Source organism: Acidovorax sp. FG48 (assembly GCF_057809085.1).
The window spans coordinates 19,515-46,105 of record NZ_JBMDJH010000008.1; the positions used below are offsets into that span (position 1 = coordinate 19,515).

The 26,591-nt window shown below is 67.0% G+C and carries 27 protein-coding genes; 10 read left to right on the forward strand and 17 right to left on the reverse strand.

Annotated features, from left to right (window positions below; genetic code table 11):
- Positions 1–71: 71 nt before the first annotated feature.
- Positions 72–1,487 carry a dihydrolipoyl dehydrogenase gene (locus tag ACODSU_RS13065; RefSeq protein ID WP_488842621.1) on the forward strand — a complete coding sequence of 472 codons (1,416 nt, stop codon included), beginning with the start codon at positions 72–74 and terminating at the stop codon, positions 1,485–1,487.
- Positions 1,488–1,589: 102 nt separating this feature from the next.
- Positions 1,590–1,805, forward strand: coding sequence for a YjfB family protein (locus ACODSU_RS13070; RefSeq protein ID WP_015013966.1), 216 nt, complete (start codon positions 1,590–1,592; stop codon positions 1,803–1,805).
- A gap of 35 nt (positions 1,806–1,840) precedes the next feature.
- Here ACODSU_RS13070 and ACODSU_RS13075 read toward each other — a convergent pair whose 3' ends face one another.
- Genes ACODSU_RS13075 through dsdA form a run of 4 tightly spaced genes read right to left on the reverse strand, consistent with a single transcriptional unit; the run spans position 1,841 to position 7,008 of the window.
- Positions 1,841–2,986: an NAD(P)/FAD-dependent oxidoreductase gene (locus tag ACODSU_RS13075; RefSeq protein ID WP_209819559.1), complete on the reverse strand. Its 1,146-nt coding sequence runs from the start codon at positions 2,984–2,986 to the stop codon at positions 1,841–1,843.
- A gap of 16 nt (positions 2,987–3,002) precedes the next feature.
- A complete protein-coding gene (locus tag ACODSU_RS13080) occupies positions 3,003–4,565 on the reverse strand; it encodes an amidase (protein ID WP_488842622.1) in 1,563 nt (520 codons plus the stop codon).
- Between the two features lie 34 nt (positions 4,566–4,599).
- A complete protein-coding gene (locus ACODSU_RS13085) occupies positions 4,600–5,586 on the reverse strand; it encodes a Bug family tripartite tricarboxylate transporter substrate binding protein (protein ID WP_488842623.1) in 987 nt (328 codons plus the stop codon).
- A gap of 57 nt (positions 5,587–5,643) precedes the next feature.
- Positions 5,644–7,008 (reverse strand): D-serine ammonia-lyase, encoded by a 1,365-nt coding sequence (gene dsdA, locus ACODSU_RS13090; protein WP_488842624.1) that lies wholly within the window; start codon positions 7,006–7,008, stop codon positions 5,644–5,646.
- Between the two features lie 93 nt (positions 7,009–7,101).
- Between dsdA and ACODSU_RS13095 the strand changes: the two genes are divergently transcribed.
- The 3 genes from ACODSU_RS13095 to ACODSU_RS13105 all read left to right on the forward strand — a co-directional run bounded on the left by ACODSU_RS13095 (position 7,102) and on the right by ACODSU_RS13105 (position 9,855).
- Positions 7,102–8,061 (forward strand): LysR substrate-binding domain-containing protein, encoded by a 960-nt coding sequence (locus ACODSU_RS13095; protein WP_488842625.1) that lies wholly within the window; start codon positions 7,102–7,104, stop codon positions 8,059–8,061.
- 69 nt (positions 8,062–8,130) lie between these two features.
- Entirely contained in the window at positions 8,131–8,433 is a 303-nt protein-coding gene (locus tag ACODSU_RS13100; RefSeq protein ID WP_015013960.1) for a helix-turn-helix transcriptional regulator, read from the forward strand.
- 39 nt (positions 8,434–8,472) lie between these two features.
- The gene (locus ACODSU_RS13105; protein WP_488842626.1) at positions 8,473–9,855 is read left to right on the forward strand and encodes a type II toxin-antitoxin system HipA family toxin; all 1,383 of its coding nucleotides are present in this window, start codon (positions 8,473–8,475) and stop codon (positions 9,853–9,855) included.
- 145 nt (positions 9,856–10,000) lie between these two features.
- On the opposite strand, the gene ACODSU_RS13110 is transcribed toward ACODSU_RS13105, so the two are convergent.
- Complete coding sequence (locus tag ACODSU_RS13110) at positions 10,001–10,708, reverse strand: VIT1/CCC1 transporter family protein (RefSeq protein WP_488842627.1); 708 nt, start codon at positions 10,706–10,708, stop codon at positions 10,001–10,003.
- A 241-nt stretch (positions 10,709–10,949) separates the two neighbouring features.
- Here ACODSU_RS13110 and ACODSU_RS13115 point away from each other — a divergent pair, with 241 nt between their 5' ends.
- On the forward strand, positions 10,950–11,234 hold the full coding sequence (locus ACODSU_RS13115; protein WP_060987522.1) for a 7(1) septoil knot domain-containing protein: 285 nt from the start codon (positions 10,950–10,952) through the stop codon (positions 11,232–11,234).
- A 119-nt stretch (positions 11,235–11,353) separates the two neighbouring features.
- On the opposite strand, the gene ACODSU_RS13120 is transcribed toward ACODSU_RS13115, so the two are convergent.
- Positions 11,354–12,199: a fumarylacetoacetate hydrolase family protein gene (locus ACODSU_RS13120; protein WP_488842628.1), complete on the reverse strand. Its 846-nt coding sequence runs from the start codon at positions 12,197–12,199 to the stop codon at positions 11,354–11,356.
- A 256-nt stretch (positions 12,200–12,455) separates the two neighbouring features.
- Between ACODSU_RS13120 and ACODSU_RS13125 the strand changes: the two genes are divergently transcribed.
- Positions 12,456–13,052 (forward strand): chromate transporter, encoded by a 597-nt coding sequence (locus ACODSU_RS13125; RefSeq protein ID WP_488842629.1) that lies wholly within the window; start codon positions 12,456–12,458, stop codon positions 13,050–13,052.
- Entirely contained in the window at positions 13,049–13,663 is a 615-nt protein-coding gene (locus tag ACODSU_RS13130; RefSeq protein WP_488842630.1) for a chromate transporter, read from the forward strand. Before ACODSU_RS13125 ends, ACODSU_RS13130 begins: the two co-directional genes overlap by 4 nt.
- 10 nt (positions 13,664–13,673) lie before the next feature.
- Here ACODSU_RS13130 and ACODSU_RS13135 read toward each other — a convergent pair whose 3' ends face one another.
- The 8 genes from ACODSU_RS13135 to ACODSU_RS13170 all read right to left on the reverse strand — a co-directional run bounded on the left by ACODSU_RS13135 (position 13,674) and on the right by ACODSU_RS13170 (position 20,881).
- A complete protein-coding gene (locus tag ACODSU_RS13135) occupies positions 13,674–14,990 on the reverse strand; it encodes a Yip1 family protein (protein WP_488842631.1) in 1,317 nt (438 codons plus the stop codon).
- Between the two features lie 689 nt (positions 14,991–15,679).
- Positions 15,680–16,702: a vWA domain-containing protein gene (locus ACODSU_RS13140; RefSeq protein ID WP_488842632.1), complete on the reverse strand. Its 1,023-nt coding sequence runs from the start codon at positions 16,700–16,702 to the stop codon at positions 15,680–15,682.
- Positions 16,703–16,747: 45 nt separating this feature from the next.
- A complete protein-coding gene (locus ACODSU_RS13145) occupies positions 16,748–17,794 on the reverse strand; it encodes a vWA domain-containing protein (RefSeq protein ID WP_488842633.1) in 1,047 nt (348 codons plus the stop codon).
- A gap of 37 nt (positions 17,795–17,831) precedes the next feature.
- Positions 17,832–18,551: a hypothetical protein gene (locus ACODSU_RS13150; protein WP_488842634.1), complete on the reverse strand. Its 720-nt coding sequence runs from the start codon at positions 18,549–18,551 to the stop codon at positions 17,832–17,834.
- Between the two features lie 28 nt (positions 18,552–18,579).
- Positions 18,580–19,425, reverse strand: a complete 846-nt coding sequence (locus tag ACODSU_RS13155) for a hypothetical protein (protein ID WP_488842635.1) — start codon at positions 19,423–19,425, stop codon at positions 18,580–18,582.
- Positions 19,422–19,961 carry a DUF3617 domain-containing protein gene (locus ACODSU_RS13160; protein ID WP_488842636.1) on the reverse strand — a complete coding sequence of 180 codons (540 nt, stop codon included), beginning with the start codon at positions 19,959–19,961 and terminating at the stop codon, positions 19,422–19,424. The genes ACODSU_RS13155 and ACODSU_RS13160 overlap by 4 nt, the downstream gene beginning before the upstream one ends.
- A gap of 26 nt (positions 19,962–19,987) precedes the next feature.
- Positions 19,988–20,500, reverse strand: a complete 513-nt coding sequence (locus ACODSU_RS13165; RefSeq protein ID WP_488842637.1) for a hypothetical protein — start codon at positions 20,498–20,500, stop codon at positions 19,988–19,990.
- A gap of 12 nt (positions 20,501–20,512) precedes the next feature.
- Positions 20,513–20,881, reverse strand: a complete 369-nt coding sequence (locus tag ACODSU_RS13170; protein WP_488842638.1) for a hypothetical protein — start codon at positions 20,879–20,881, stop codon at positions 20,513–20,515.
- 193 nt (positions 20,882–21,074) lie between these two features.
- Here ACODSU_RS13170 and ACODSU_RS13175 point away from each other — a divergent pair, with 193 nt between their 5' ends.
- Positions 21,075–21,722, forward strand: coding sequence for a response regulator transcription factor (locus ACODSU_RS13175; RefSeq protein WP_488842639.1), 648 nt, complete (start codon positions 21,075–21,077; stop codon positions 21,720–21,722).
- Positions 21,709–23,514, forward strand: coding sequence for an ATP-binding response regulator (locus ACODSU_RS13180; RefSeq protein WP_488842640.1), 1,806 nt, complete (start codon positions 21,709–21,711; stop codon positions 23,512–23,514). Before ACODSU_RS13175 ends, ACODSU_RS13180 begins: the two co-directional genes overlap by 14 nt.
- Positions 23,515–23,624: 110 nt before the next feature.
- Here ACODSU_RS13180 and ACODSU_RS13185 read toward each other — a convergent pair whose 3' ends face one another.
- The 3 genes from ACODSU_RS13185 to rlmB form a co-directional block, all read right to left on the reverse strand.
- Positions 23,625–24,791: an ABC transporter substrate-binding protein gene (locus ACODSU_RS13185; protein ID WP_488842641.1), complete on the reverse strand. Its 1,167-nt coding sequence runs from the start codon at positions 24,789–24,791 to the stop codon at positions 23,625–23,627.
- Between the two features lie 178 nt (positions 24,792–24,969).
- Positions 24,970–25,695 (reverse strand): SIR2 family NAD-dependent protein deacylase, encoded by a 726-nt coding sequence (locus ACODSU_RS13190; protein ID WP_488842642.1) that lies wholly within the window; start codon positions 25,693–25,695, stop codon positions 24,970–24,972.
- Between the two features lie 34 nt (positions 25,696–25,729).
- Positions 25,730–26,476: a 23S rRNA (guanosine(2251)-2'-O)-methyltransferase RlmB gene (rlmB, locus tag ACODSU_RS13195; RefSeq protein WP_060987527.1), complete on the reverse strand. Its 747-nt coding sequence runs from the start codon at positions 26,474–26,476 to the stop codon at positions 25,730–25,732.
- Positions 26,477–26,591: the final 115 nt, after the last annotated feature.

Consider the following 26,591-nt stretch of genomic DNA (forward strand, 5'->3'; position numbering starts at 1 on the left):
GGCGTGCATGCCTACAGCGGTGGGGCCGTTCACGCTACACACTCCGGCTTTTCCGACTCCGAAAGAGCCCCATGCCCCAACCGCTCGACACCATCATCATCGGCGCCGGCACGGCGGGCCTGGCCGCCTTGCGCGAAGTGCGCAAGCGCACCGACCGCTACCTCATCGTGAACGAAGGCCCCTGGGGCACCACCTGCGCGCGCGTGGGCTGCATGCCGTCCAAAGCGCTGATCGAGGCAGCCAACGCCTTCCACCGCCGCCACACCTTTGAAGAATTCGGTCTGCGCGGCGCGAGTGGTCTGACCGCCGACCTGCCTGCCGTGCTGCAGCGCGTGCGCGCACTGCGAGATTACTTCGTGGCAGGAGCCACCCAGGCCACCAACGGGCTGGGCAGCGCCCAGAGGTCAGGGCGTGCAACGCTGCTGGGGCCACGTGCGGTGGACATCGACGGCACGGCTTACGCCACACGCAGCATCATCATCGCCACGGGGTCACGCCCCCGCGTGCCCGATGAATGGCTGGCGTTTGGCGACCGCATGCTCACCACCGACACCTTGTTCGAGCAACCCAGTCTCGGCCCCCGCGTTGCAGTGATTGGCATGGGACCGATCGGGGTGGAGCTGTCGCAAGCCCTGGCGCGGCTGGGCTTGGAGGTGGCGGCATTCACCACCGGCCACACGCTGGCCGGGCTGAGCGATCCTACGCTCAACGCCGAGCTGGCCGCTCTGCTGAAACAAGACATGGTCCTGCACATGGGCGCCGAGGCGCAGTTGCGCGAGGTGCCCGGAGGCATCGAGGTGGCGAGTGGCGCCAACCGCGTGGTGGTGGACCAGGTCATCGCCGCGATGGGCCGGGTGCCCAACATCGAACACCTGGGCCTCGAGACGCTGGGCGTGCCGCTGGATGCGCGCGGCTTGCCCACCGCAGACCCGCAAACCCAACAGATTGGCGACCTGCCGGTGTTTTTGGCGGGCGACGCCAACACCCACACCCCGTTGCTGCACGAGTCGGCCGATGAAGGCCACATTGCAGGCCTGAACGCCCTGGCCCCCACGCCCACGCGATTTCGGCGCCGCAGCTTGCTCTCCATCGTGTTCGCCGACCCCAACGTGGCGGTGGTGGGGCCGCGCGTGGCCGACATGGACCCGCACAGCACCATCACCGGCACCGCCAGCTACGCAAACCAGGGCCGCGCCCGCACCGCGCAGCGCAACCAGGGACGCCTCTGCATTTATGCCGACCACGCGAGTGGTCGCCTGCTGGGTGCCGAGTTGTGCGCCCCCGATGGCGAGCACCTCGCCCACCTGCTGGCCCTGGCCGTTCAGCAACAGCTGACCGTGCACGATCTTTTGGGCATGCCGTTCTACCACCCCACGCTGGAAGAAGGCCTGCGCACCGCCTTGCGCGACGCAGCCCGACAGTTGCCGAACGCCCGCACCTCCGACCTGGCCGCCTGCCCAGCCCTGGGGGTGCCTGCGCTGGACTAAGGCAATGCAGAACAGCGCAGCTTCACCGCCACCTGCACATGTAACAACCCTCAAGCACGCTTTTGTAGTGCCGATAAACCACTATTGCCCCAAGGAGTCACCATGGACGTCGCCCTGACCAACAGCATCGTCAACACCGCTACCAGCCTGGCCAGCGCCAAGACGTCCGACGCCCTGAACATGGTGGTGCTGAAAAAGGCGCTGGACATGCAGGCCGTGTCGGCCGCCACCATGATCGACGCCATGCAGCAGTCCATGCCGCAGCCCCAGTTGGCCACCAGCGGTACGCTGGGGACCAACGTCAACACCTTCGCCTAAGGGGCTGAGCCCCCCTCTCTCTCGGCCCTGGCGGCTCAGCGCAAACGCGCGGGCGACAGCCCTTCGACCCCCACGCCCTCGCGCACCAGCTCGTCGGCCAGCGGTTCGCCGCGCAGCAGCTGCCGCGCCAGCAACGAGGCGCCCGCCGCGCTCTGAATCCCATATCCGCCCTGCCCGGCCAGCCAGAAGAAGCCGGGCACATGGTTGTCCCAGCCAATCACCATGTCGCCATCCGGCACAAACGAGCGCAGCCCGGCCCAGGTGTGTGACGGGCGGCGGATCTGGAACCGGGTCATTTCCTCGATGTGATAAATCCCGGTGGCCACGTCCAGCTCTTCGGGCACCACATCGTGCGGGTGCGTGGGGTCGGCATTGGCCGGTGAGCCCAGCAGTTGCCCAGCATCGGGCTTGAAGTAAAAGCTTTCGTCGATGCCGATCACCGCAGGCCAGTGGGTGGCGTCCATGCCCTCGGGCACCGGAAAGGTGAACGCCGTGCGGCGGCGTGGCTCCAGCCCGATCGGCGGCACACCCGCCAGGCCCGCCACCACATCGGCCCAGGCACCCGCTGCGTTGACGATGGTGGGGGTGGCAAACACCCGCCCATCGGCCATCGTCACCTGCCACACAGTGCCTTCGCGGCGCACAGCCGTCACCTCGGCGTGGGTCAGCACCTGGCCGCCGCGCTGGCGCAGGCCACGCAGGTAGCCCTGGTGCAAGGCGTTCACGTCAATGTCCGCTGCCTCGGGCTCGCTCATGCCTGCGACCACAGCCTCGGGCTTCAGGCAGGGCAGTATCGCCAGCAGCTCGGCCTGCTCCACCCACTGCACATTGGGCGAGGTGGCGAGCGCCTCGTCGTAGGCTTGCTTCAGTAGATCGAGCTGGTCGGGCCCTGCCACATAGACCACGCCCCGGGGCGAGAGGATGGGGTCGGCGCCAAATTCAGGCGGCGGCGCATCGTAAAACGCGCGGCTGGCCCGGGTCAGCGCCTGGATGTTGGGCGTGCCATAGGTTGCCATGTAGAGCGCGGCCGAGCGGCCAGTGGTGTGGTAACCGGGCTGCGATTCACGCTCCAGCAGCAGCACGCTGGCGCCCTGCACTGCGGCGCCGGGCTGTACCAGTTGCCAGGCCACGGAGGCCCCGGCAATGCCTGCGCCAATCACGATGGTGTCCACGGTTTGCATGGTCGGTGTCTCCTGTTCAAACCGCCGACACCTGCGCAGCCGATGCCGCACGGTCGTCGCGCGGCAGGGTGCGGGCGTCGCGGGGGTCCGGTGCCACGGTCACGATGGAGGTCAGCGCAGGTTCGGCGCGCGTCTGCATCAGCTTGGCGATGTCGGGCCGGGGCCGTGCCAGCCCTGCAATGCCCTTGAACGCCTGCTCCAGCGCATGCCCCACACCCAGCGTGTGCCGGTCGGCGCGGAAACGGCCCACGATCTGCAGGCCAAACGGCATGCCAGCGTCGTCCAGCCCGCAGGGCAGGCTCAGCGCCGGATGGGTGGTGAGCGTGGTCACATACGTGAGCGCCAGCCAGCGGTAGTAATTGGCCTGCGGCTCGCCGTTGATGTGGCTGGCAAACAGCTCGGTCCAGGCAAAGGGCGACACAGGTGTGGTGGGCGCGAGGATGATGTCGTAGTCCTCGTACAACTTCTGGAACCGCGCCAGGATGCGTGTCTGCTCCGCCTGCGCCCAGGCGCTGTCCAGCAGCGTCATGGCGGCGCCCATTTCGTAGTTGGCGCGGGTGTTGGGGCCCAGGCTGGCGGGGTCGCGCTCATAGGCCTCGCGCGTGCTGGCCACAAAGGCCTCGGCGCGCAGCACGTCAAAGCAGCGGTGCACATCGCCCAGGTCGATGTCGATGGCGTCGCAACGCGCAAACAAGTGCTTCATGGCTTGCACCTTGTTGCGGAACACGGCGCGGATGCCGTTGTCCACAGCGCAGGCGCCAAAGTCATCGGTGTAGGCCACGCGCAGGCGGCTCAGGTCCACGGTTTCAGGCAGAAGGAAGCTCATCGGGTCCAGCGGGTAGCTCAGCGGGTCACCCGCCGACATGCCCGCCGATGCGGCCAGTTGCAGGCAGGCCTCTTCCACCGTGCGGCCCATGGGGCCAACCACAGAAATCGGCGTCCAGCCCAGCAGCTTGCGCGAGCTGGGCACCACGCCGGGCGAGGGCCGAAAGCCCACCACACCACAAATGGACGCCGGAATGCGCAGCGACCCACCCGTGTCCGAGCCCGTGCACACCGGCAGCATGTCGCACGCCAGCGCAGCGGCCGAGCCGCCCGACGAGCCCCCAGCGTTCAGGTTGGGGTTGAACGGGTTGCCCGTGGCGCCCCACACCGTGTTGCGCGAATTGGCGCCCGCGCCCATTTCCGGGATGTTGGTCTTGCCCGTCACGATGGCGCCCGCTGCGCGCAGGCGCGCCACCAGCACGTTGTCCTCGGCCGGAATGTGCTCGCGGTAGATCTGCGATCCATAGGTGGTCAGCAAGCCCGCCGTGGCCTCCAGGTCTTTCACGCCCATGGGCAGGCCATGCAGCAGGCCCAGCGGCTCGCCGCGCAGCACCGCTTGCTCGGCCGCCTTGGCTTCGGTGCGGGCGCGGTCGTAGCAGGTGGCGGTGACGGCATTCACGTGCGGGTTCACGGCCTCGATGCGTTCAATGCAGGCGTCCAGCAGCTCCACCGGCGAAATCTCGCGTGTGCCAATGCGGTGGCGCAGTTCGTTGGCCGTCAGCTCAACCAGGGCTTGGGGGGTTGTGGTGGTCATCTCGGGCTTGTCTCCTTGTTCTGGTCCCACGGGTTCAGTCTGCGGTGATAGCGGCACGCTGTGCAATGGCGCGCATCAGCGGCAACTCCTTATCGATCAGCTCGGCCAACACCTTGGACGAAGCATAGGACGGCTCGAACCCGACCGCGATCATCTTGTCACGCGTCTCGGGGTCTGACACCACCTGGGCCAGCGCCAGTTCCAGCCGCGCCTTCACGGCTGGCGGGAGCCCACGCGGCGCCACCATGGCGAGCCAGGTGTCCATCTCCAGGCCGGGGTAACCGCTCTCGGCCAGCGTGGGCACCTTGGGCAGCAGAGCCGAGCGTTTGCCGGAGGTCACCGCAATGGCCTTGATCTTGCCGTCCTTGAGCTGCGGCAGCGCCGCCGACACGGTATCGACAGTGAACGGGATCTGCCCGCCGAGCAGGTCGGTCATTGCAGGTGCACTGCCCTTGTAGGGCACATGCTGGATCTTGAGACCCGCCGCGTGGAAGAACATCTCGCCCGCAAACTGCGAGGTGGTGCCCGTGCCGAACGAGCCATACGAATACTTGTCGGGCGCCGCTTTCACCAGTGCCACGAACTGCTTCAGGTCGCTGGCCGGCACATCCTTGTTGGCCAGCAGAATCAACCCCGTGCGGCCCGTGATGCCAATGGGCTCAAAGCTCTTGACCGGGTCGTACGGAAGCTTGGCGCGCACGGCGGGGTTGACGGTGAAGGTGGTGCCCGAACTCATGAGCAGCGTGTAGCCATCCGGCGCCGCCCGCGCCACCGACGTCGCACCGATCACCGTGCCCGCCCCCGCGCGGTTGTCGATCACCACGCTCTGGCCCAGCTTGTCGCCCAGCTTTTTGCCAATCAGCCGCCCCAGCACATCGGTGGCGCCACCGGGCGGGAACGGAATCACCAGCGTGATCGGCTTGGTGGGGAACGCAGCCTCCTGCGCCATGGCCGGAGTCCACGCAGTGGCCCCCAGGGCGGCACAGAGGACGGCCGACAAAAGCAGTTGCTTGCGGTTCATGGCGTGGCTCCAGATAAAAAAGTGAAAAGAAAAAAGAGGAAAGAAGGTGGTGGGCCATCAGGCCTGCGCAGCCAGCACAGCCCGCCCGCGCTGCACAAAGCCCTGGTACTGCGCATCGGGCACCAGCAGGCCGCCCGTGGTCCATACCAGGTGGGTGGCCTGGTGCAGCACGGCCTCAATGCCCGTGCTGCGCAGCCAGGCCTGCCCGGCCGTGGTACCCGTCAACATGGCCGGGCCGCTGAAGCCTGCGGCGGCCGAGGGCTCAATGCGCTCGCCCAAGGCGTCCAGCACCCGCACCAGGAGCGCAAACAAGGTGTCGTCAGCCACGGTGTACACGCCCGACAGCAGCGGCCGCACCAGCTCGGCCGCCAGCAGCGATGCACGCGGCACGGCCAGGCCGTCGGCCTCGGTGCGGTTGGTCAGACCCCAGTCGTAGACCGAGGGGTGCTGCCCCACACCTTGCGTTGCATCGGCCATCATTTGCACCATGAAGCACGGCGACTGCACCGGCTCCGCAAAGAAGCAGTACACATGCGGCCCCAGCACCTGCCGCAGGCCAAAGGTGATGCCTGCGGGCGCGCCGCCCACACCACACGGCAGGTAGACGATGAGCGGGTGCTCGGCATCCACCACCACGCCTTGCTCGGCCAGTTGCTTTTGTAGGTGCAGCGCCGCCGCGCTGTAGCCCAGCAGTAGCGAGAACGATTGCTCGTCGTCCACAAAGTGGCACAGCGGGTTGCTGGCCGCCTCGGCGCGGCCAGCGGCCACGGCACGCTCGTAGTCGCCCGCGTGCTCCACCACCTGCACACCGCGCTGACGCAGTCGATCCTTTTTCCATTCTTTCGCGTCGGCCGACATGTGTACCGTGGCCTGGAAGCCCAAAGCCGACGCCACCACACCGATGCTCATGCCCAGGTTGCCCGTGGAGCCCACCGCCACCTGGTAGCGGCCCAGCACCTCGCGCGCCTGCGGCGTCGCCAACGCGCGGTAGTCACCACCCGGCTCTACCAGCCCATGCTGCAGCGCCAGTTTCTCCGCAAACTCCAGTACCTCATGCATGCCGCCGCGCGCCTTGATGGAGCCTGCGACGGGCAGGCTGTGGTCGGCCTTGATGAACAGGCGGCCTTGCCCCTCGGCCATGCCCAGCGCGGGCTGCAGCGCCGTAGCGGGCAGCAGGGGCGACTCCACCACACCCCCTGTTGCGGCCAGCTCGGGGAACACCTGAGCCAGCAGCCCGGCAAAACGCGCCAAACGCGCCGCCGCTGCCTTCGTATCATCCAGACTAATAGTCCTGCCCAATGCCGAAATCTCGGCGGCAGGCTGCGCCTCCCGGGCTGCGTTGGTCCACAAAGCAGGCTGGGCATTGCGCAAGCGGGCAGCCAGCAAGGCATCCACGGCAGGTTGGGTCTGGGCAGTCGTCATGGCAGCTATGTCTCGAAGAGTGTTGCCCCCATTCTTCGCCTGTCACGCCACCATCACAAACCATTTATATTGAGCGAAACATTAGTATTAATAATGGATATTCGCCTCTCCCCCTCCCTGCTCGCCTGGCTGCGCAGTTTTGATGCAGCGGCCCGCCACGGCAGCTTTACCAAGGCGGCGGCCGAGCTGTGTATCACCCAGGGGGCGGTGAGCCAGCAGGTCAAGCAGCTCGAAGACTGGCTGCGCCGCCCCCTCTTCTTGCGCACCCCGCGCGCGCTGGTGCCCACGCCCGAGGGCAAATGGCTGGCCGTGGTGCTGCGCGAGAGCTTTGATGCCATCGAAAGCACCCTGGCCCAGATGCGCCAACCGGCCGAGGCGGCCACCGCCACGCTGAGCTGCTCGCCCTCCTTCGCCATGAGCTGGCTCACCCCCCGACTGGGCGACTTCTTTCGCCAGCACCCGCACACCGGGCTGCGCGTGTTTGGCGAGTTCCACACCCTGGACCGCACCCGCATGGTGCGCGACGGCGTGGAGGCCGCCGTGCGCTTTGACCTGGGCGGCTACCGCGACCTGAACGCCACCGTGTTCCTGGACGAATGGCTCATCCCCGTGGCCAGCCCCGAATTCCTGGCCCGGCACCCACCCATCACCACGCCCGAGGATCTGCACGGCGACTGGCTGCTGCACGACGGCAGCGCCTGGGACGGCGCAGACACCTATGAGGAGTGGCAGCACTGGTTTGCGCAAAGGGGCGCCCCGCCCCCGCCCTGGGCGGGCGGCCAGCAGTTCAACCTGTCGCAACTGGCCCTGGGCGCCGCATTGGCCGGCCAGGGCATTGCCATGGGCCGCGCCGCGCTGGTGCTGCAGGACGTGAAAGCCGGGCGACTGGTGCCGCTGCTGGGGCGCAGCGTGCCATCGCGCGCGGCCTATTCGTTTGTGACCACCACCCACCCGAGCCCGGCGATGGAGCTGGTGAGGGAGTGGCTGGTGCAGGAAGCGCAGCGGGTTTGCGCAGAGCGCAGCGAGGTATTGCCTCCATTGGCTTTGCCCTAAACCTAGCATGGCGCAAATAATTTATATATTTTTCTACTCTTTGATTATAAAAAGAGTATAAATAGCATCATGTCAACCGATCTCATCCCCACCCTCGCCGCCGCCCGCAAAGCCCACCAGATGACCCAGGCCCAGCTCGCCGAAAGTGCAGGCCTCTCCCGCATGACAGTGCAGCGCACCGAAGGCGGCGACCTGGACCCCCGCTATTCCACCCTGGCCGAAATGGCGCGGGTGCTGGGTATGGACATCATTGCCGTGCCCAGCAGCCTGCGTCCCAGCCTGGAGGCGTTCATTCAGTCCGGCGGCAAGTTTCTGGGCCAGCCCGAAGGGGTGGATGCGCCCCCCTCGGTCGTAGACAGCCTGCGCCGCTGACCCTGGCGACACCACACCGCACTGCCTGGCCCAAGCCCCATGAGCACTTCCATCCGCTACCTGCGCCTGTACCTGCACCGCCCCCCGCAGGCGGGCGGCAGCGCGAGCGAGTCGGGTACGACAGCAAGCCGTCGTGAAGCGATTGGCTACCTCTCGCAGTACGGCGACATCCTGCGTGTGTCCTTCGACGAGAGCTACATCCGCAACCCGCAGCGCCCCACCCTGTCTCTCAACTACCAGGGCGCGGACGAGGCGGCCACGCAGCAGATCCTGGCATCGGCGCGCGATGCGCGGCTGGTGCGTACCGATGGGCGCTGGCCGGTGTACTTTCAGAACCTGCTGCCCGAGGGCCACAACCGCGAGCGGCTGGCGCGCGAGCGGGGCTGCAGCCCCGACGACGAGTTCGAGCTGCTGGCTGCAGCAGGCCACGACCTGATGGGCGCGCTGGAGGTGGAGCCCGTGCCCGCGCAAGACGGCATCCCGGACGTGGTGCGCTACTGGCACACCACCCAGGGGCTGGATGTGCTGGAGCCGGGGTTTGTAGAGTTCCCGGTGGAAGACGCGGCCTCGCTGCCCGGCGTGGTGACCAAGTTCAGCGCGGTGCAGGACGGCCGACGCTACACCGTGCACCGCCGGGGCGCGGCGGGCAGCGTCATACTGAAGCTGCCTACCACCGCCCACCCCGATCTGGTGGCCAACGAGTACACCGGCTACCAGCTGTGCAAGGCGCTGGGTCTGCATTGCGCCGATGCGCGCGTCATCACCCGCGCCGAGGCCGACCTGCCCGACGCCGTGCCCTTCAACGAAATTCTGGCCGTGCAGCGTTTTGACCACCTGCCCGGAGGCGCCCGCGTGCACATGGAGGAGTTCAACCAGGTGCTGGGCTACACGCCGCGCCAGAAATACGGCAAGTCGCACGGCAAAGGCGTGCTGCAGGACTGGGCCACCATGCTGCGCGTGCTCAACCGCCTGAGCCGCCAACCCGTGCAGGACACGCGCGAGTTTCTGGCGCGCATGGTGGCCTTCATCCTGATGGGCAACACCGACGCGCACCTGAAAAACTGGGCCCTGGTCTACCCCGACGGCCGCGTGCCCCAACTGGCCCCGGTGTACGACCCGGTGTGCGTGGCAGCGTTTTTTGAAGGCGTGCCCGACCAGCAATACGCGGTGAACCGCGCCATCGACAAAACCCTGCGGGCACTGACGTGGGACGACATGGAAGGCCTGATGAAATCCGCCGGGCTGCTGCGGGTGCCCCGGCACCTGGCGCTGCTGCGCGATGTGGTCAAACAGGCCCAGGCCGACTGGCCCGTGCTGCTGCACGATGCGCCGCCCGCAGTACGCACCACTGTGCAACAGCGGCTGGCCGGTGCCGTCCGCATCAGCCAGGGTACCCGTACGGGCGCGGCAGGCGGAGGCTGACTGCTCACGATTTAATAGCTTTCAGCGCATATTTCACTAGCGCTACAGACCGATTTGGCTCAAATATTTGATTCAAATACTCGTGCCCAGTGCGGAAGGTGCTTGCGCTGAGGCTTTGGATCATTGGTGGCCTCTTCCGGCGCCCTTACACCGGCGCCCCAAACCACGCGCCCACCCCCGCCGTGATCGCCATGGCCAGTGCCCCCCAAAAGGTCACACGCCAGGCACCCACAGCCATCCCCGCGCCGCCTGTGTGTGCAGCCAAGGCCCCGAGCAATGCCAAAAACACCAGCGCAGAACCTGCCACCGCATACAGCAGGCTGCTGTCAGGCGACACCACGGCAACAGCCAGCGGCAGTGCGCCCCCCACCGCAAAGCTGGCCGCCGAAGTCAGGGCCGCCTGCACCGGACGGGCAGCGAGTGCCGTGGACACCTGCAGCTCATCCCGCGCATGGGCGCCCAGCGCATCGTGTGCCATGAGTTGCGCCGACACCTGCTGAGCCAGTTCAGGCGTCAGGCCTCGGGCGACGTAGATGGCGGTCAGTTCGCGCGCCTCGGCCGCCGGGTCAGCGGCCAGCTCGGCCCGCTCTCGGTCAAGGTCCGCCTTTTCGGTATCGGCCTGCGAATGCACCGACACATACTCGCCCGCCGCCATCGACATGGCGCCCGCCACCAGCCCGGCCACCGCCGTCATCACGATGGTGGACTGGCTGGACTGCGCGGCCGCCACACCTACCACTAGGCTGGCGGTGGAGACGATGCCGTCGTTGGCCCCCAGCACGGCCGCGCGGAGCCAGCCAATGCGGTCAGAACGATGGCCTTCGGTGTGGGCACGGCGCGGGGTGTGGGGCATAGCGGCTTTCGCGGTGGAGGTGTACAGGCCCCTACCTTACCGCTGCCCGGCACGCCAAGCCACCCGGCGCGCCACTGCGGGTTGAAGTTTGTTTACATCCTCTTGCACCGCACGCTGTCCGATATCCACAGTTTTGGATAACCTCGCAAGGCAGCGCCACGCAGGTTCCTGGCGTTGAAAGCTCCGTGTTGAGACACCGTCAGTTTCAAGATCATCCGCCCACACCCCGAAAAGGACGCCCATGGCCAAGATTCTGGAAGTGAAGTACGAGAACCAGGCCGATGCACGCGTGTGCGAAGTGGCCTATGAGAGCCAGGCCGACCTGTGCTGGCACGAGGTGGGCTACGCCACGCAGGCCACGGGCGATGCGCTGTGGTTCTTTGTGAACTACGAGAACCAGGCCAGCTTCAAGATTTTCAAGGTCAAACGCGAGAGCCAGGCGGATCTCAGGATCTTCAAGGTGGCGCATGCAGAGCAAGCCGGCTGGCGCACCCTGGGGCATGCGCTCAAGGGCAAGCTGGCCTGACAAAGCCGAACACGCCTAAAGCGCCCACCAAGCCCTCCGGCCATGCGGATGCAGGTTGGAAGAGTGCACAGCCCCCCCGCCAACCTCCCCCGCCAAGTCAGGAGCCGCTGTAGGCGACCTCAACCACCGACGTACTTTTGCAGTTGCTCGCCCAGCCCCGTGGCGCCCAGGCGCACCACATCGCCAGGCTTGAGGAACCACGGCGTGGGCTTTTGCCCCAGGCCCACACCCGCAGGGGTGCCGGTAAGGATAAGGTCGCCCGGCTCCAGGGTCAGGAACTGGCTGATGTACGACACCACGGTGGGCACACCAAAAATGAAATTGCGTGTGCTGCCGTTTTGCACGCGCTGGCCGTTCACCTCCAGCCACAGGTCGATGGCGTGGGGGTCGCCCACCTCGTCGGCCGTGACCAGCCAGGGGCCGATGGGCGCAAAGGTGTCATAGCTCTTGCCCTTGTCCCACTGGCCGCCGCGCTCCATCTGCCAGGCACGCTCCGACACATCGTTGGCCAACACATAACCGGCGACGTGGCTCAAGGCATCGGCCTCGGACACATGGCGGGCGCGGGTGCCGATGACGATGCCCAGCTCCACCTCCCAGTCGGTCTTGGTGGCGCCGGGCGGTATCCGCACATCATCGTTGGGGCCGCTCAGCGCGGTCACGGCCTTCATGAACAGCACTGGCTCGGCGGGTGGCTGCATGCCCGCCTCCTTGGCGTGGTCGGCATAGTTGAGGCCCACGCACACGATCTTGCCCACACCGCCCACCGGACTGCCCAGGCGGGGCGAGCCATAGACGGCAGGCAGGCGGCGCGCGTCAATGGCGGCCAGCGCCGACAGGGCGCGCGGGCTGAGCTGCGCGGGGCCGATATCAGGCAACAGCATGGACAGGTCGCGCAGCGTGCCTTGGGCGTCCACCAGACCGGGGCGTTCTGCACCAGGCTGGCCGTATCGAATGAGTTTCATGGGGTGTCCTTGTCTCTATGGATGAATCCAGGGCCCGGGGAGCGTACCACCCGGCAGCATAGCGGCACACCGCCTTGCGCGCGTGCACCAATGGCCGCCCCGGGCTTGCCCGATGACGACGCCCCGACGCCAGCGCACCGCCTCATGCGCGCGTAACATCACGGGGGCCGCCGCATCACCGAACAGCTATCACAATGATAGCTACCAAGGCATGAATTACTGGCGCATCAGCCACTTTTCACTGAATCTTGCACCCATGGCACCCGCCACCGCCTCACCCCCCCCCACCGAAACGCCCGCGCGCCCGCAGCCCCGCAACCCGACCGACCTGTTCTGGTCCTTCACCTGGCTGGCCCTGCAGGGCTTTGGGGGGGTGCTGGCGGTGGTGCAGCGCGAGTTGGTGGAGAAAAAGCGCTGGATGACGAACGAGGAGTTCGTCGAAGACTGGGCCGTGGCGCAGATCATGCCGGGGCCCAATGTGGTCAACCTCAGCATCATGATCGGTGACCGCTACTTTGGCCTGCGGGGCGCTTTTGCGGCGCTGGCGGGCATGCTGACCTTTCCGCTCATGCTGGTGCTGGCACTGGCGGTGGTGTACGCGCAGTTCTCGGCCCAACCAGCCGTGGCCGGCGCGTTGCGTGGCATGGGAGCTGTGGCGGCGGGCCTGATTGCCGGGGTGGGCATCAAGCTGTTTGTCTCCATCCGCAACCACCCACTGGGTCGCCCCCTGTGCCTGGCAATCACGGCGCTGACCATCATCGCCATGGCTTGGCTGCGCTGGCCGCTGTTCTGGATGCTGCCGGTGATCGGCGGGGCCGCCTGCCTGCTGACCTGGAGAAAGCTCGCGCCATGAGCACCGCCGCCCCCCTCACCGCACCGCTGATGGCCCTGAGCATCGGCGACTGGTTCAACCTGTTCCTGTACTACCTGTCGCTGTCGCTGCTGGCCGTGGGCGGCGCCATTGCCACCGCGCCCGACATGCACCGGTTCCTGGTCGAACGCCAGGCGTGGCTGACCGACCCGCAGTTCAACGCCTCCATCGCCATCGCCCAGGCGGCCCCGGGCCCTAACGTGTTGTTCATTGCCCTGCTGGGCTGGAACGTGGGCATCAACGCCGGCGGCCCTGGCGTGGCCGGCTGGCTACTGGGCGCCCTGGGCATGGCGGTGTGCATGCTGGGCGTGATGCTGCCCAGCAGTCTGCTGACCTGGACGGCCACACGCTGGGGCCACCGCAACCGCGAGCGACGCGGCGTGCGCGCCTTCAAGCAGGGCATGGCCCCGGTCGTGATCGGCCTGCTGGTCGCCACGTCCTGGGTGCTTGCCCGCGCCCATGGCGAATGGACCACCGACTGGCCCCTGTGGCTGCTGACCGCCACGGCCACGTTGCTGGTGTGGCGCACCAAGCTGCACCTGCTGTGGATGCTGGGTGCAGGAGCGGCGCTGGGCGCGCTGGGCTGGGTCTGATGCCTTGGGTCTATCGCTGCAAAGCGCCAATCTTCGCAACAGGGATGGACTGAAAGGCTGAGCGCAGCACATCCATGGGCACATTGCCATTGCCCTCCAGCAACACGCTGTTGGGCAGCAGCATGACCAGCGTAGCGCCGGTTCCATCCTTGCGATAGCTCTCCTTGTAGGCCACACCGTCGCGCCGGTACACGCGCGCCACCTCGTCGGCGGTTTCACGGTCCAACGTGTTGCGTGACCATGACGTCATGCCAAGAGCCAGCGCGGGCACGGCGCCAACGTCCTGCACCCGGATTTCAATCAGCTGGTCCCCCTCGGTGTACTGGGCGCTCACGTTGGTGAACTGCATTCCCAACGCTCCGTCTGCACGGGCCTCTACCGCTGTGCGGGGCATACTGCCCAGCGTTTCGGGCAGCAATGCACGCAAGGTCTCAGGCGGCACCGGCGCGGCGCCTTTGCCTCCAAGCGCCGCACTCATCATGTCGCCCATTGCTTTGCCTGCTTCCTGCGTGTCGCCCCGGGCATTCGCCTCTTCCATGCGGCGGCTGGCCGCCTCGACCTTGGCGGTATCAATGCGAATATCCGTGCCAGGCACCGTGATCCTGGCACCTGAGCTTTGAACGGAAGCCCCCCCCAGCCCGCCCAGCCCGCCCAGCCCAGAGCCACCCAGTCCGCCCAAACCGCCTGGCCGCGGTACAACCAGGGAACTCACCATGCCAACCACCAAAGCCGCCGCCGCCGCACAGACGATGAGCGCCGCGGTGTAGCCCACGGACTTTGCCTGGGGCACCTGCATGAGCACAGGGACGCCCCGGTAGATGAGATAGATCGAGTACAGACCTGCCAGCGCCCCCAGCATAGCCAGTGAAGGGATTGCGCTGAATATGCCCCCAAGCCAGCCAGCCGTGGCGCCATAAGCGATGAGCTGAAAGGCGCGCGGCAACTGTGCCTGCCCTCCAAAGCGCGGCGCCAGCCAGCTGGCAACCCAGGCCACGACCATGGCCATCACCAGCGAGAGCACATAGCTCACCACCGCGCTCACCAGCCCCTGCACCAGCGGTACTCGCACCGATATGCCAAAGGCACCCACGCCCACCAGGCTGAAGCCAATGAAGCCCGCGATGGCGGGAATGGCCGCCAGGAAAATCAGGTAGCTTTTGTAGATGTGGGCGATGCTGTGGTTCTCAGCTGCAATATCTGTCCAGGCTGAGCCTGGGCGCAGCAGGATGGCCTGCACGCGCTCAAGCAGGTCTGCCACCAGCGGTCGCCGGGAAGTGGCAGAGTTCTGGACGCCGGGGGTGGCCACCATGTCTTCGGGTGTTGTCATCACATACTCCTCGATGAAAGGGTCAGCCACGGCCAAGGCGACCGCGCTGACCGGGTCCTGCACAACTGACTGCTATTTCCGGGCGAGCACCGGAGGCTCAATGCCTGCCAGCCCCTGCTGCTCAACGGCCACGGCACCGCAAGGCTGTCCTGCGAACGAGCACAGAAAGCGATCAAACCGGATGCGCACTTGGTCACACGACGCACCTTTGACATGCACGGGCCAAGGCTTTCCCTGCTCCTGCGGTACCAATGGCTCTTCAGGGGACAGGCCTGCGACTCCCACCGAAGCCATGCCCACGGCCTGCAGCTTCTGGCCGCTGCCTGACATTACCGGCACGACCGAGCCCGAGAACACCACCAGAGGCAGAGCACCGCGATTGGTCGTCTGAAAGTTGACCATGCATGACGTCGCCCCCATGAACGTGCCAGTCGCTCCCCGGACCAAAAGCAGGACAGGCGCATCGCTCGCTGGGGCGGCCGCCTGAACAGACAGAGACGCAGGCGAGCCAGGTACCGCAGCGCCTGGCTCAGCCGCAGCCGCGGAGCCGGAAGCTGGTGTCACAGTGGTCGCCGTCGGTACTGCATCCGGCGAGCAGGCGCCGAGCAGCGCCAAGCTCGATACCACCAACAGTGCAAAAAGCCGGGACCGCGGCCACAGAGAAGCTGGCGCGAAGGTCTCCGTACGGATCACTGGCATGCGGCGCCCGCCTCTCGCACGATCTGCTTCACCCCTTTCTTCACACCCACGGTATTCCCAGGATGTGCTTCTTCAGGAGGCGAGAGCGCCGCGACGGCATCCCAACGGTGGCAGAGGGGTGTCGTACGGAAGTTGCTGCCGATCGCTTCGAAATACCAGGCGGTGCAGACTTTGTCGTCGTTGCAGAGCTTCTGGCATGCGCGGGGGTCGGCATCCTTGCCCATCTCAACGGCATCGAAGTTCTTTTGCGTCGCAGTCGAACTCGCATGTTCGCCGGTAGGCCAGGTGCTACGGTTCACAGCAAACTCGGGGCCTTCCACAAACTTGCCGCAAACGGGCGGGGCTGCAGGTGGCGCAGGAGCGGGCGCCGGTGCCTGGGCCACTTGCCGGAGCGCGTTGTTCAACTCGCCCGCGTCCTTGGCGTCCAGGTAGCGCCCGCCCGTGCTGCTGGCCAGGCACTGCAGCTGTGCTTTGGCTTTCGGGTTCTTGTCAATGTCAAAGCCAACCACATGGGCGGTGAAGTCCACGCCGAGCTTCTCCAATTCTTTGCCCAGCGCACATGGGTCGGCGTGGCAGGTTTCCTCGCCATCGCTCACCAGGATGACGGTGGCCTTGCGTTCGCTGAACTTGAGCTGTTCCGCCGCCATGCGTACCGAAGCCGAGATAGGCGTCATGCCCTTGGGCTGGAGCGCGTTCACCGCCTGCTGAAAGCCCGCTTTCTCCACGCTGCCGGGGGCCTTGAGCATTTCAATGTCAGCGCAGTTGCCCTTGCTGCGGTGGCCGTAGGCCATCAGGCCGAGCTGCTGGCTGGCGGGCCAGCTTTGCAGCATGCTCGCCACGGCCTCGCGGGCGATTTCGATCTTGGGCTTGCCGCCGATCTGGCCCCACATGGAGCCGGAAGCGTCGAGCACCAGCATGGACTGGCCGGGGCCTTGCGGGGCGGCGGGTTGAGCGTACGCGCCGATGGCGCAAGTCAGCAAGGCGGCGGCGAGTGCGGATGTCATTCTTACCATGGAAACACTCCTTGAACAGGGTTTGCTCATCATTCGGTCATCAGGTCATTTGGCGGCGCTGGCTGGCTCCCGCCCGATCAATTGCCCGTGCCACGCGCCTTCCGCGGCGCCACCTCTGTCGCAGTAATCCCAGTACCCCTGGAATTGAGTGCGCTCACGGTCGAAGAGGAGCGTCGCTGCGCCCCAGTAGTGCGTGCCATCCTTCTGGATGTCGCACCGTTGTTCTGCGGTCTTGGCCGACCAGATCCCCTTGAAGCTGGCGCTGCCGTCGCTGGGATCCTGCGTCACCGTGCCTTCGATGCGGCCAGCATCCGCCCCATCGCTCGCGGTGCCTGCATACCGCCCAGCCATGCGGCCCTGATCCCACCGTTCAATCTTCATGCGGCCAAAAGTGGTGTCATAGATTTGCCCGGCGGTTTCAGGCGGCTTGTCTTGGCGCTCGCTCCGGGGGCTTGATGCGACGGACTGGAGCGCACGATTTAATTCGCCAGCGTCCTTGGCGTCCAGATACCGCCCGCCGGTGCTGCTGGCAAGGCACTGCAACTGCGCCCTGGCCTTGGGATTCTTGTCAATGTCGAAGCCGACCACGTGGGCGGTGAAGTCCACGCCGAGCTTTTCCAATTCTTTGCCCAGCGCACATGGGTCGGCGTGGCAGGTTTCCTCGCCATCGCTCACCAGAATGACGGTGGCCTTGCGCTCGCTGAACTTGAGCTGTTCCGCCGCCATGCGTACCGAAGCCGAGATAGGCGTCATGCCCTTGGGCTGGAGCGCGTTCACCGCCTGCTGAAAGCCCGCTTTCTCCACGCTGCCGGGGGCCTTGAGCATTTCAATGTCAGCGCAGTTGCCCTTGCTGCGGTGGCCATAGACCATCAGGCCGAGCTGCTGGCTGGCGGGCCAGCTTTGCAGCATGCTCGCCACGGCCTCGCGGGCGATTTCGATCTTGGGCTTGCCGCCGATCTGGCCCCACATGGAGCCGGAGGCGTCGAGCACCAGCATGGACTGGCCGGGGCCTTGCGGGGCGGCGGGCTGGGCGTGCGCGCCGATGGCGCAGGCGAGCAGCGCGGCGGCGAGGGCGGATGCGATGTTTGGCATGGAAACACTCCTGGAATGGGGTTGACTCGTCATGGCATCACTTGTCCAGCACAGGCACTTCGGTGAACGCAAAGCGCCCGCTCACGGTGGGCAGCGTCTGGCCCTGGAGCTTCTTGGACATGACACCGGGTTCCAGGTCCGCCGCGGAGAAGCTGCCGGAGACGGCGAACACCTTGTCTCCCACGCGCTCGATCTTTTCGATGCGCACGGTGGCGGGGGCCTTCTTGCCAGTTTTGAAGTTGTTGAACAGATCCTTGCTGTCGGGGTAGTAGCTCACGCTGGCACTCACCGGTGCCAGGGTCTTTTCGTCCAGCTCCAGGGCCAGCGCCACGCGCGGGCCGCCAGCGGCCTTGGCGTCCAGCGTCAAGAGGTAGCGCGCTATCACCTTCACGCTGCGCATGGTCGAGTCATAGACCGTCTTGCCCGCGTACTGGTCGGCAATGGCCTGAACATCAGCTGCGCCCACACCTTGGCCCGTGGCCGCCTTGGCACGTGCATCGCCCTGCCGCACAGCGGACTGGCCCTCTGCGGTCTGCAAACGCGCAGCGGTTTGCTGGCCCAGGTTGGAGGGCAGCGTGGTGGCGCGGGAGGTCAGTTCCACCATGCCGCGCCCTGCGTCGGCATGGATGCTGCCCTGCACGCGCTGGGTGCTGCCGGGGGCCAGCTTTTCCTGCGCACTGGCCGGGCCGGTTGCGCCCAGCGCCGCAGCAGCCAAGAGGACACCCAACCGAAGGCCGGTGCGTTGTACGAGGTTCATGGAAATTCCTCCCAAGGTTGCAACGCAGCTACTGCCGCACAAAGGTGAACGGAGTGCTGAGGGTGCAGGCCGAGGGGACGCTGACGCGCACGATGGAGTCGCCCTCCATGCGCGCAGGGCTGGTCACGCGCACGTCCCATTCCATGCGCATGGCGCTGCCGCCCGCGCTGGTGAGCGTGCCGCGCCAGTGGTTGGGCGCGATGCGCTTCCACGCCACCTGCGGGCTGCGGATGATTTGCGAGGCGTTGAACGGGCGCGCAAAGGTGACGGGGCCGGACTGCGGCGCGGGCATCTGCTTGCTGACAGCCTCGGCCACTCCGGGCAGGCACTGGCCGCTGGCGCGGGGGCGGCTGCCGTGGGTGAACGTCCATTGGCCATCCTGCGGCTGGATTTCGCCGCCGGGCGCGGGGGCGGGCGGGCGCAGGTCGAGTTCCGTGGGGCCGGGCTTGTTGACCTCTACCTCGATGCCGCCACGCGGCTTGGCGGGTGGCGTGGCCGCAGGTTTGGCAACGGGCGCTTGCGCCATGGCGGGCGGTGCGGGCGGCTGCCTGCCGCGCACCACCTCGGCGGGGGCGAATGCTTCTTCGGGCAGGGGAATCATCACCCGCGCCTCGTTCTGCGTCATGTTCGTGCAGCCGCTGCCAGTGGCGGCGCAGCGCCACAGGTCGTCGGGGAAGTCGCGGCTGGCGTCGATGAAGGCGCGCTCGGCCTCGTGCTGGCTGTCAAAGCCAAGCACCACCCGCACCTCATCGGGCGGCAGCGCGCCGCTGCAATGCACGCCCGCCGCGCAGGCCAACTGGTCCAGCGGCTGGGCACTGGCAGCGCCGCACAATGCCGCCGCGCCCGCCAGCAGATACCGGGTTGCCTTCATCATCGCTTGGCGGTGGGCTTTGCCACGGGCTTGAGCGTGCCGCAGTCGGCGGACAGGCGGCGGGCCTCGGTGTTCATGTCGATACGGCCATGCTCTTTGCTGGTCAGCGCCGCCTGGGTGGTGAAGTGCGTGGCGCTGTGCAGCGTGGTGGTGAAGTCGCCCTGGCTGGGCGGCTCCTTGCAGGTCAGGCGGCCTGTCCAGGTGTTGCCGCTGCGCTTGACATGGGTGTAGGTGCAGTCGCCCTCGGTGTGGCCTTCGCGAATGGGGTCTTGCTTCGCGTCCTCGGGGCCGATGCACAGGCGCAGCGCGCCGTCGGCTCCCATGCCCATGCCGTGGCCCGCCAGCTGCTGCTCCATCATCTTGCGAGCTTCGGGCGGCAGACTTTTCATCTGCTCGCGCATCTGCGCCATCTGCGCGGCCACGTCGGGCCGGCCGGGCATGCGCATGTCGTGCTTGAACTCCCACAGGCCGGGCTGGATGGTCTGGGCCTGAGCGGCGAAGCCGATGCAGGCAACTGCAATGGCGAGGGGTTTTTTCATGCTGGACTCTCTTTCGGTGATGGTGTTCATTGCGCATCGCGCTCGATACGCACGCGCCAGCGGATGTCGCCGCGCGCGCTGCTGAGGGTGCCCTGCACCGCCTGGCCAGCCTTGGGACGGCGCGCGAAATGCAGGGTGAAGGGATCGTCCTGATCTGCGCTCACGGCCAGGGACGCGGTCAGGCCACCCGCTTTCGTCTGCCGGGCACGGGCCGATTCGCCCGCCGCACCCGCCCATTCGCAGGGTTCGCCTCCCGGGTCCTCGCACATGGCGCGCCCTGCCACCCATTGCAGTTGCAGTACATGGCTGCCCTGCTCCTGAACAACGTGCAGGCGCGCCAGTTCGGCCCCGGCGCGAGTACGGATGCGCGGATCGTCTCGTGTGACCAGCCAATTGCCCTGCCAGGGGCCGGGAGGAGTTTCGAGCGCCCGCTCGGCGGCGGATTGGCCGTGTTCGGCCAGCGCGGCCAGAGGCAGGAAGGCAGCGGCGATCAGCAGCAGGCGGGTACGGTGCAATGGCGTGGCTTTGCTTTCGCGCATGGGGTGCCTTGCTCAGCAGGTGATGGTTTGGCCGCCGCCATCAATCACGAAGGCTACGTTGGGATGATCTGCCTTGGTGGCCGCATTGATGATGGTGCATTCGCTGCCGGACAGGGTGGCGCCATCCTGCACGATGAGCCGCACGGTGTTGCCGTTGATGTGGTAGTCCTTGAACTTGCCGGACATCACAGACGTGACCGCATAGGCAGCGGCATCCAGCGGTGTGTTGCCCTTCATCTTGATTTTTTTCTTGCCGGTGACAGCTTCGACTGCCTGCTGCGCCGCGTGGACGGGTTCCTGGGCCTTGTCGCCGCAGCCAGCCAGGGCCAGCGCGGCAACCCAGGCCGCGCCGCTGATGGCAAGGGTGTGGTGGATGGTCATGCTGTTCTCCTGGCGGGTGGATTGATTTGAAGGGCGGCGCAGACGGGTTTCGTACGGTGCCTTTCACGCATGGGGTCGCATGGTGCACGCCGCCGCCACGCACCGCCATATGCCATTCGGCCCATGCTGGGTACCCGGGCTGCGCGCTATCCTCTGCACCGTGAAAAATTTCACGAACAAAGGAGTCCCCGCCTTGGACGCGCTCGACGGTTTCGCTCTGCTGCTGGTGGATGACCACCCCCTGTTCCGCGATGGCTTGGCGGCTGCGCTGCGCCACCAGGCGCCGGGGCTGCGCGTACAGGCCGTGGGTTCACCGGCCGAGGCGCTGGAACTGCTCATGAGCGATGGCGAAGGCTTCGACCTGGTGCTGCTGGACTACCGCCTGCCCGGCACCGACGGCCTGCGCTGCGCTGCGCAGGTGATGGAGCGCCACCCCGGCCTGGGCGTGGGGCTGATGTCGGGCGCGGACGACCCCACGCTGGGCCGCCGCGCGCAGGACGCCGGGCTCGTGGCCTACCTGCCCAAGACGCTCGAAGTACCTGCCCTGCTCGCCCAACTGCGCCAGCTGGCCGAGGGCGAGCCCGCCTTTGCCGATGCCGCGCGGGCGCCCGATGCCGACCAGGCACCCACCGGCCCCTACGGCCTGACGGTTCGGCAGGTAGATGTGCTGCTTATGCTGGCCTCGGGTGGCAGCAACAAGGAAATTGCGCGCGAGATGGGCATCTCCCCCGGCACGGTGAAAAACCACCTGAACGCCATCTTCACCAAGATGGGCGCGGCCAACCGCACGCAGGCGGTGATGATGGCGCGCAGCGCGCTCGAACAAGATGCCGCAGGCTGAACCCGCACTGCCTCCAGCCGCGCAGCGCTGGCGCGAGCGTTTCATGCTGTCGGGCGACAGCATGTTCCCCCGCATTGGCGATGCAACGCAGCGCGCGCAACTGGAGGCGCGTACGCTGGCATTGCTGGCCGCAGGCATTCGCACTGCGCTCATCACGGCACTGATCGGCCCGGCACTCATCGCCTGGCTCACCGCGCCCACCATCGGCCTGGCCGCTGCCATCGGCCCGGCCGCGCTCCTCTACCTCATCACCATTGACCGCGTACTGTTCGCACGCCGCGTGGCGCGCTACCTGGCTGCTCCGGGCGGTGCCAGCGCGCGGCCTTGGCTGAACGCGTTCACCTGGCGCACGGGCCTGTCGGCGCTGGTGGTGGCGCTGTGGGGCTATCCGGTGGTCACATCGGGCGACACCACCCTGGTCTTTATGATCCTGGCACTGGCAACCATCGTGTCGGCAAGCTCCATGGCGCAGTTTTGCTGCTGGCCGCCCGCCATGTGGGCATCATTCACTCCGATCCTGCTGGGCCTGGGCTTGCAGCTGCTGGTGTTCGGCGGCAGCCACGGCGCGTTCGGCGTGGCCTTCACGGTGCTGCTGTGGATCACATTGGGCATGGCTGGCCTGCGTTTTGCGCGCACGCTGCACAACGACATGTCCACCCGCCTGCTCAACGAGCAACTGGTGCACGAGCTGGATGTGAAGCGCCAGCAAGCTGAGGCGGCCAACGCCGCCAAGTCCCGCTTTTTTGCCGCCGCCAGCCACGACTTGCGCCAGCCGCTGCAGGCCATGAGCCTGTACCTGAGCGTGCTGCAGGGCGATGGCCCCACCCTGGCACGCATGGGTGAGTGCATGGACGCGCTCGACCGCCTGCTGGCGCAGGTGATGGACTTGTCGCGCCTGGACAGCGGCCAGACCACCGCCCACCCCGAACCCCTGGCCCTGCAGCCGCTGCTCCAGCGGCTGGCCGATACCTACGAAGCTGCTGCGCGCAAAAAGGACCTGCAGCTGCGCGTGCACCCCACCACTGCCTGGGCGCGCAGCGACCCGGTTCTGCTGGAGCGGGTGCTGGCCAACCTGCTGACCAACGCGATCCGATACACCGAACGCGGTGGCGTGCTGCTGGGCGTGCGCAACCAGGGCGCGAGCCTGCGCCTGTGTGTGGTGGACACGGGCATCGGCATCCCGCCCGAGGCGCATGAAGCCGTGTTCGAGGAGTTCGTGCAGTTGGACAACGCCGAGCGCAACCCTGAACGCGGCCACGGCCTGGGCCTGCCCACGGTGCGGCGCATCGCCGCGCTGCTGGGCCATCCCGTAGGCTTGCGCTCCAGCGTGGGACGGGGCAGCGTCTTCACGCTCGACCTGCCCGCCGCCCGGCCCAACGACGCGCCCGCGCCCCGCACGCAGCCGGCAGCCGCGGGGCGCCTGCAAGGCCGCGTGCTGGTGGTGGAGGACAACTCCCTGGTGCGCGACGCGCTGCTGGCACTGCTGGACGGCTGGGGCCTGGAGGTGACCGCCGTCCACGATGCGCCCCGCGCCCTGCAGGCGCTGCGCACCACCACCTTCGACGCCGTGCTGAGTGACTGGAGGCTGCCCGGCGCCGACGACGGGCTGGCCGTGCTGCGCCAGGCGCGAGCACTGCAGCCCGGCCTGAAGCTGGCCGCCATGATCACGGGCGAGGACACGCAGCGCATGGCCGAGGCGCCACCGGACTTCCCCGTGTTGCGCAAACCCGTGCGGCCCCTGCGCCTGCGTGCTTTGCTGGAGCGATACCTGCGCGAGCACAAGGCCGCATAGGTGGGTTATTGGAAAGCACCGCCCATGCCGTCGTGCAGGCGCTTTTTTTATGCATTTTTGGCATCCAGCGCTTTCCCATCAAGCGCTGGCAGCTACTCTTTCAATAGCAATCAGCTGATCCGGCGACCGTTCTCCGCGTAGATCGCCAGGTAGATGGCGTCCGAGCCGATGTAGGGCGCCTTGTTGCCAAAGCCCACGTTGAAGTCGCCAAACGACAGCGAGCGGATGGCGGTCAGCCCGGCGCGCAGGCGCTCACGTGTGGGCTCCTTGCCCGCATTCTTCAGGCCTTCGATCATGATCTGCGCGTTGAGCCAGCCCTCCAGCGCGCTGTTGCTGTTCAGGAACGCCGGGTCGCCGCCCGTGGCCTTCATCGTGGCCTGGAACTTGCGCACCGCCACCGACTTTTGGGAGTTGGCATCGGGGAACACCTGCACCAGCGCCAGGCCGCGCGTGGACGCAGCCAGCTTGGGCAGTTCCGACGAGATCACCGTGACGGACAGGCCGGCCAGCGGCACACCCTGCGCCTTGGCACGAAAGGCCTGCACAAACGCGGTATTGGCCGTGCCGGTAGTGGCCAGCAGCACGGCGCCGGGGCGCTCGGCCGCCACCTTATCGGCCAGCTCGGCGCCGTTCTTGCCATCCACGGCCAGCGCAAACTCGCCGCCGCGCTCGACCTTGATCTCGTCCAGCGCCGCAGACATGTCCTTGAGCACCTCTTTGCCAAACGGGTTGTCCAGGTACACCACGGCAATGCGCTTGAGGCCCATCTCCACGATCTGCTTGACCAGGCGCTGGGTTTCTTCGCGGTAGCTGGGGCGGAGGAAGAACACGTGCTTGTTGGCCGCTGCGCGCAGCGATGTGGCGCCGGTCACCGGGCCCACGGTGGGGATGCCCTTGGACTCGATGAGCGGCAGGATGGACGCAGTGTTGGCCGTGCCCAGCGGCGAGATCAGTGCGAACACCGACTGCGCCTCCACCATCTCGGTCACGTTCTTCAGGGTGCGTGCAGCCACGTAGCCGTCGTCCTTGACCTCCATGCGGATTTCGCGGCCCAACACGCCACCGGAGGCATTCACCTCGGCAAAAGCGGCCTTCATGCCCGCCACCTGCTCAATGCCCGCCTGCCCCAGCGGGCCCGTCAGCGCGATGGAGCAGCCCAGGGTGACGGAGCGCGCGGTCAGGGCCTCTTCGGCCGCCATCGCGGTGTGGGCCCATGCGGGCAGGCCAGTGGCGGCGACGGCCTGGGTGGCACGCAAAAGAAATTGGCGACGGCTCATGGTGTGCAAGGCGGGTAAAACAAAGGCGCGGAGGCTACCGGGCACCGCACCTTTGCACCTGTCCAATGGGCGACACAGGGTGGCGGCAGCACATCAAATCAGGGTTTCTACCGAGACACGAGCCCTGAGAAACACAAGAGGCGGTGCTCCCCACCAAGACGTTCTGCCCCGCGTACGCTCAGTCGTCCAGCAACTGGGGCAGCAACGTAGCCGCCGTGCCCTTCAGCACCTGGTGGGCCACCTCATCCAGCGCACTTGGCGCGGGGTTGAGCACCACCACCCTGGCACCGGCAGCCCGTGCGTGGTGGGCCAGTCCCGCGGCGGGGTACACCGCACCGGCCGTGCCCACCACCAGCATCAGGTCGCACTGCTTGGCCGCCTGTTCGGCGGCTTCCAAGGTCGCCAGCGGCAAAGGCTCGCCAAACCACACCACGCCCGGGCGCAGCAGGTTGCCGCAGCGGTCGCAGTAAGGCGGGTGGCCGGCCACTGCATGGTCGACGAAGCAGCAGTTGCGCGGGGTGTCGAGCCACCGGTCCTGAAAGATGTCGCCGTGCAGGCACAGCACGCCGGTGCTGCCCGCGCGCTGGTGCAGGCCGTCCACATTCTGGGTGATCAGGGTGAAGCGGCCGGGGTAGCGGTGCTGAAAATCGGCCAGCGCCCGGTGCCCGGCGTTGGGCGACACCCCGGCCAGCAGGTCGCGCCGGTACTGGTACCAGTCCCACACGCGCTGGGGGTGGGCGCGAAAGCCTGCCTCCGTCGCCATGTCTTCGGGGCGGAACTGTGCCCAGTACCCCGTCTGCGCATCGCGGAAGGTAGGCACGCCCGACTCGGCACTGACCCCGGCGCCCGTCAGCACGGCGATGCGCTGGCTGTGCCGGACCCAGGCTTTCACGGTGTCCAGCATGGAACCCTCGTTGATGCGTGCAGCGGGCCAGGGATCAGGTCCGCTGGCGCAGCGCCTCGTACAGGCACACGCCGCTGGCCACCGACACGTTCAGGCTTTCCACCGCGCCTTTCATGGGGATGCTGACCAGCTCGTCACAGGTCTTGCGCGTGAGCTGGCGCATGCCGTCGCCCTCAGCGCCGAGCACCAGGGCCACGGGGCCTTTCAGGTCTACCTGGTAAATGGTCTTGGGCGCATCGTCGCTGGTGCCGATGCACCAGATGTTGCGCTCCTTGAGTTCGTTCAGCGTGCGCGCCAGGTTGGTAACCATGAAGTACGGCATGGTCTCGGCCGCGCCGCTGGCCACCTTGGCCACGGTGGCGTTGATGCCCACGGCATGGTCCTTGGGGGCGATGACGGCATGCGCGCCCGCTCCGTCAGCCACTCGCAGGCAGGCGCCCAGGTTGTGCGGGTCGGTGACGCCGTCCAGCACCAGCAGCAGGGGCTGCTCGATGCCCGCGGCTTCCAGATCTTCCAGCAGCTCATCCAGCGAGGTGGCTACCTTCACAGGCTCTACCCGCGCGGCCACACCCTGGTGGCCGTGGCTGCCGGCCAGCTTGGCGATGCGTACGCTGTCGGCTTCGATCAGGCGGGCACCGGCCTCGCGGGCGCGGTCGAGAAACTGGCGCATGCGCGCATCGCGGCGCGTGGCTTCGTAGTAAATCTCGATGATGGATTGCGGCGCGGTCTTCAGACGCACGCCCACGGCGTGAAAGCCGAAGAGAACTTTGGGGCTGGACATACGGGGATTATCCGCTGGGCGCGACACTATCCATTAGGACACTATCAATTTCATAGCTGCTAGCGCATGTTTCACTAGCGCCTGCGGCCTAAAAAGCTCAAATAATCCCGCTAAC

Excerpts from the sequence above, each read along its gene's own strand:
- ACODSU_RS13085 (WP_488842623.1), bottom strand. The coding sequence starts at position 5,586 with ATGAACCGCAAGCAACTGCTTTTGTCGGCCGTCCTCTGTGCCGCCCTG.
- ACODSU_RS13185 (WP_488842641.1), bottom strand. The coding sequence starts at position 24,791 with ATGAGCCGTCGCCAATTTCTTTTGCGTGCCACCCAGGCCGTCGCCGCC.
- ACODSU_RS13135 (WP_488842631.1), bottom strand. The coding sequence starts at position 14,990 with ATGACAACACCCGAAGACATGGTGGCCACCCCCGGCGTCCAGAACTCT.
- ACODSU_RS13120 (WP_488842628.1), bottom strand. The coding sequence starts at position 12,199 with ATGAAACTCATTCGATACGGCCAGCCTGGTGCAGAACGCCCCGGTCTG.
- ACODSU_RS13110 (WP_488842627.1), bottom strand. The coding sequence starts at position 10,708 with ATGCCCCACACCCCGCGCCGTGCCCACACCGAAGGCCATCGTTCTGAC.
- ACODSU_RS13070 (WP_015013966.1), top strand. The coding sequence starts at position 1,590 with ATGGACGTCGCCCTGACCAACAGCATCGTCAACACCGCTACCAGCCTG.
- ACODSU_RS13140 (WP_488842632.1), bottom strand. The coding sequence starts at position 16,702 with ATGGTAAGAATGACATCCGCACTCGCCGCCGCCTTGCTGACTTGCGCC.
- ACODSU_RS13145 (WP_488842633.1), bottom strand. The coding sequence starts at position 17,794 with ATGCCAAACATCGCATCCGCCCTCGCCGCCGCGCTGCTCGCCTGCGCC.
- ACODSU_RS13075 (WP_209819559.1), bottom strand. The coding sequence starts at position 2,986 with ATGCAAACCGTGGACACCATCGTGATTGGCGCAGGCATTGCCGGGGCC.
- ACODSU_RS13125 (WP_488842629.1), top strand. The coding sequence starts at position 12,456 with ATGGCACCCGCCACCGCCTCACCCCCCCCCACCGAAACGCCCGCGCGC.
- ACODSU_RS13100 (WP_015013960.1), top strand. The coding sequence starts at position 8,131 with ATGTCAACCGATCTCATCCCCACCCTCGCCGCCGCCCGCAAAGCCCAC.
- ACODSU_RS13190 (WP_488842642.1), bottom strand. The coding sequence starts at position 25,695 with ATGCTGGACACCGTGAAAGCCTGGGTCCGGCACAGCCAGCGCATCGCC.
- ACODSU_RS13155 (WP_488842635.1), bottom strand. The coding sequence starts at position 19,425 with ATGATGAAGGCAACCCGGTATCTGCTGGCGGGCGCGGCGGCATTGTGC.
- ACODSU_RS13180 (WP_488842640.1), top strand. The coding sequence starts at position 21,709 with ATGCCGCAGGCTGAACCCGCACTGCCTCCAGCCGCGCAGCGCTGGCGC.
- ACODSU_RS13115 (WP_060987522.1), top strand. The coding sequence starts at position 10,950 with ATGGCCAAGATTCTGGAAGTGAAGTACGAGAACCAGGCCGATGCACGC.
- rlmB (WP_060987527.1), bottom strand. The coding sequence starts at position 26,476 with ATGTCCAGCCCCAAAGTTCTCTTCGGCTTTCACGCCGTGGGCGTGCGT.
- ACODSU_RS13150 (WP_488842634.1), bottom strand. The coding sequence starts at position 18,551 with ATGAACCTCGTACAACGCACCGGCCTTCGGTTGGGTGTCCTCTTGGCT.
- dsdA (WP_488842624.1), bottom strand. The coding sequence starts at position 7,008 with ATGACGACTGCCCAGACCCAACCTGCCGTGGATGCCTTGCTGGCTGCC.
- ACODSU_RS13165 (WP_488842637.1), bottom strand. The coding sequence starts at position 20,500 with ATGCGCGAAAGCAAAGCCACGCCATTGCACCGTACCCGCCTGCTGCTG.
- ACODSU_RS13065 (WP_488842621.1), top strand. The coding sequence starts at position 72 with ATGCCCCAACCGCTCGACACCATCATCATCGGCGCCGGCACGGCGGGC.
- ACODSU_RS13130 (WP_488842630.1), top strand. The coding sequence starts at position 13,049 with ATGAGCACCGCCGCCCCCCTCACCGCACCGCTGATGGCCCTGAGCATC.
- ACODSU_RS13170 (WP_488842638.1), bottom strand. The coding sequence starts at position 20,881 with ATGACCATCCACCACACCCTTGCCATCAGCGGCGCGGCCTGGGTTGCC.
- ACODSU_RS13095 (WP_488842625.1), top strand. The coding sequence starts at position 7,102 with ATGGATATTCGCCTCTCCCCCTCCCTGCTCGCCTGGCTGCGCAGTTTT.
- ACODSU_RS13080 (WP_488842622.1), bottom strand. The coding sequence starts at position 4,565 with ATGACCACCACAACCCCCCAAGCCCTGGTTGAGCTGACGGCCAACGAA.
- ACODSU_RS13105 (WP_488842626.1), top strand. The coding sequence starts at position 8,473 with ATGAGCACTTCCATCCGCTACCTGCGCCTGTACCTGCACCGCCCCCCG.
- ACODSU_RS13160 (WP_488842636.1), bottom strand. The coding sequence starts at position 19,961 with ATGAAAAAACCCCTCGCCATTGCAGTTGCCTGCATCGGCTTCGCCGCT.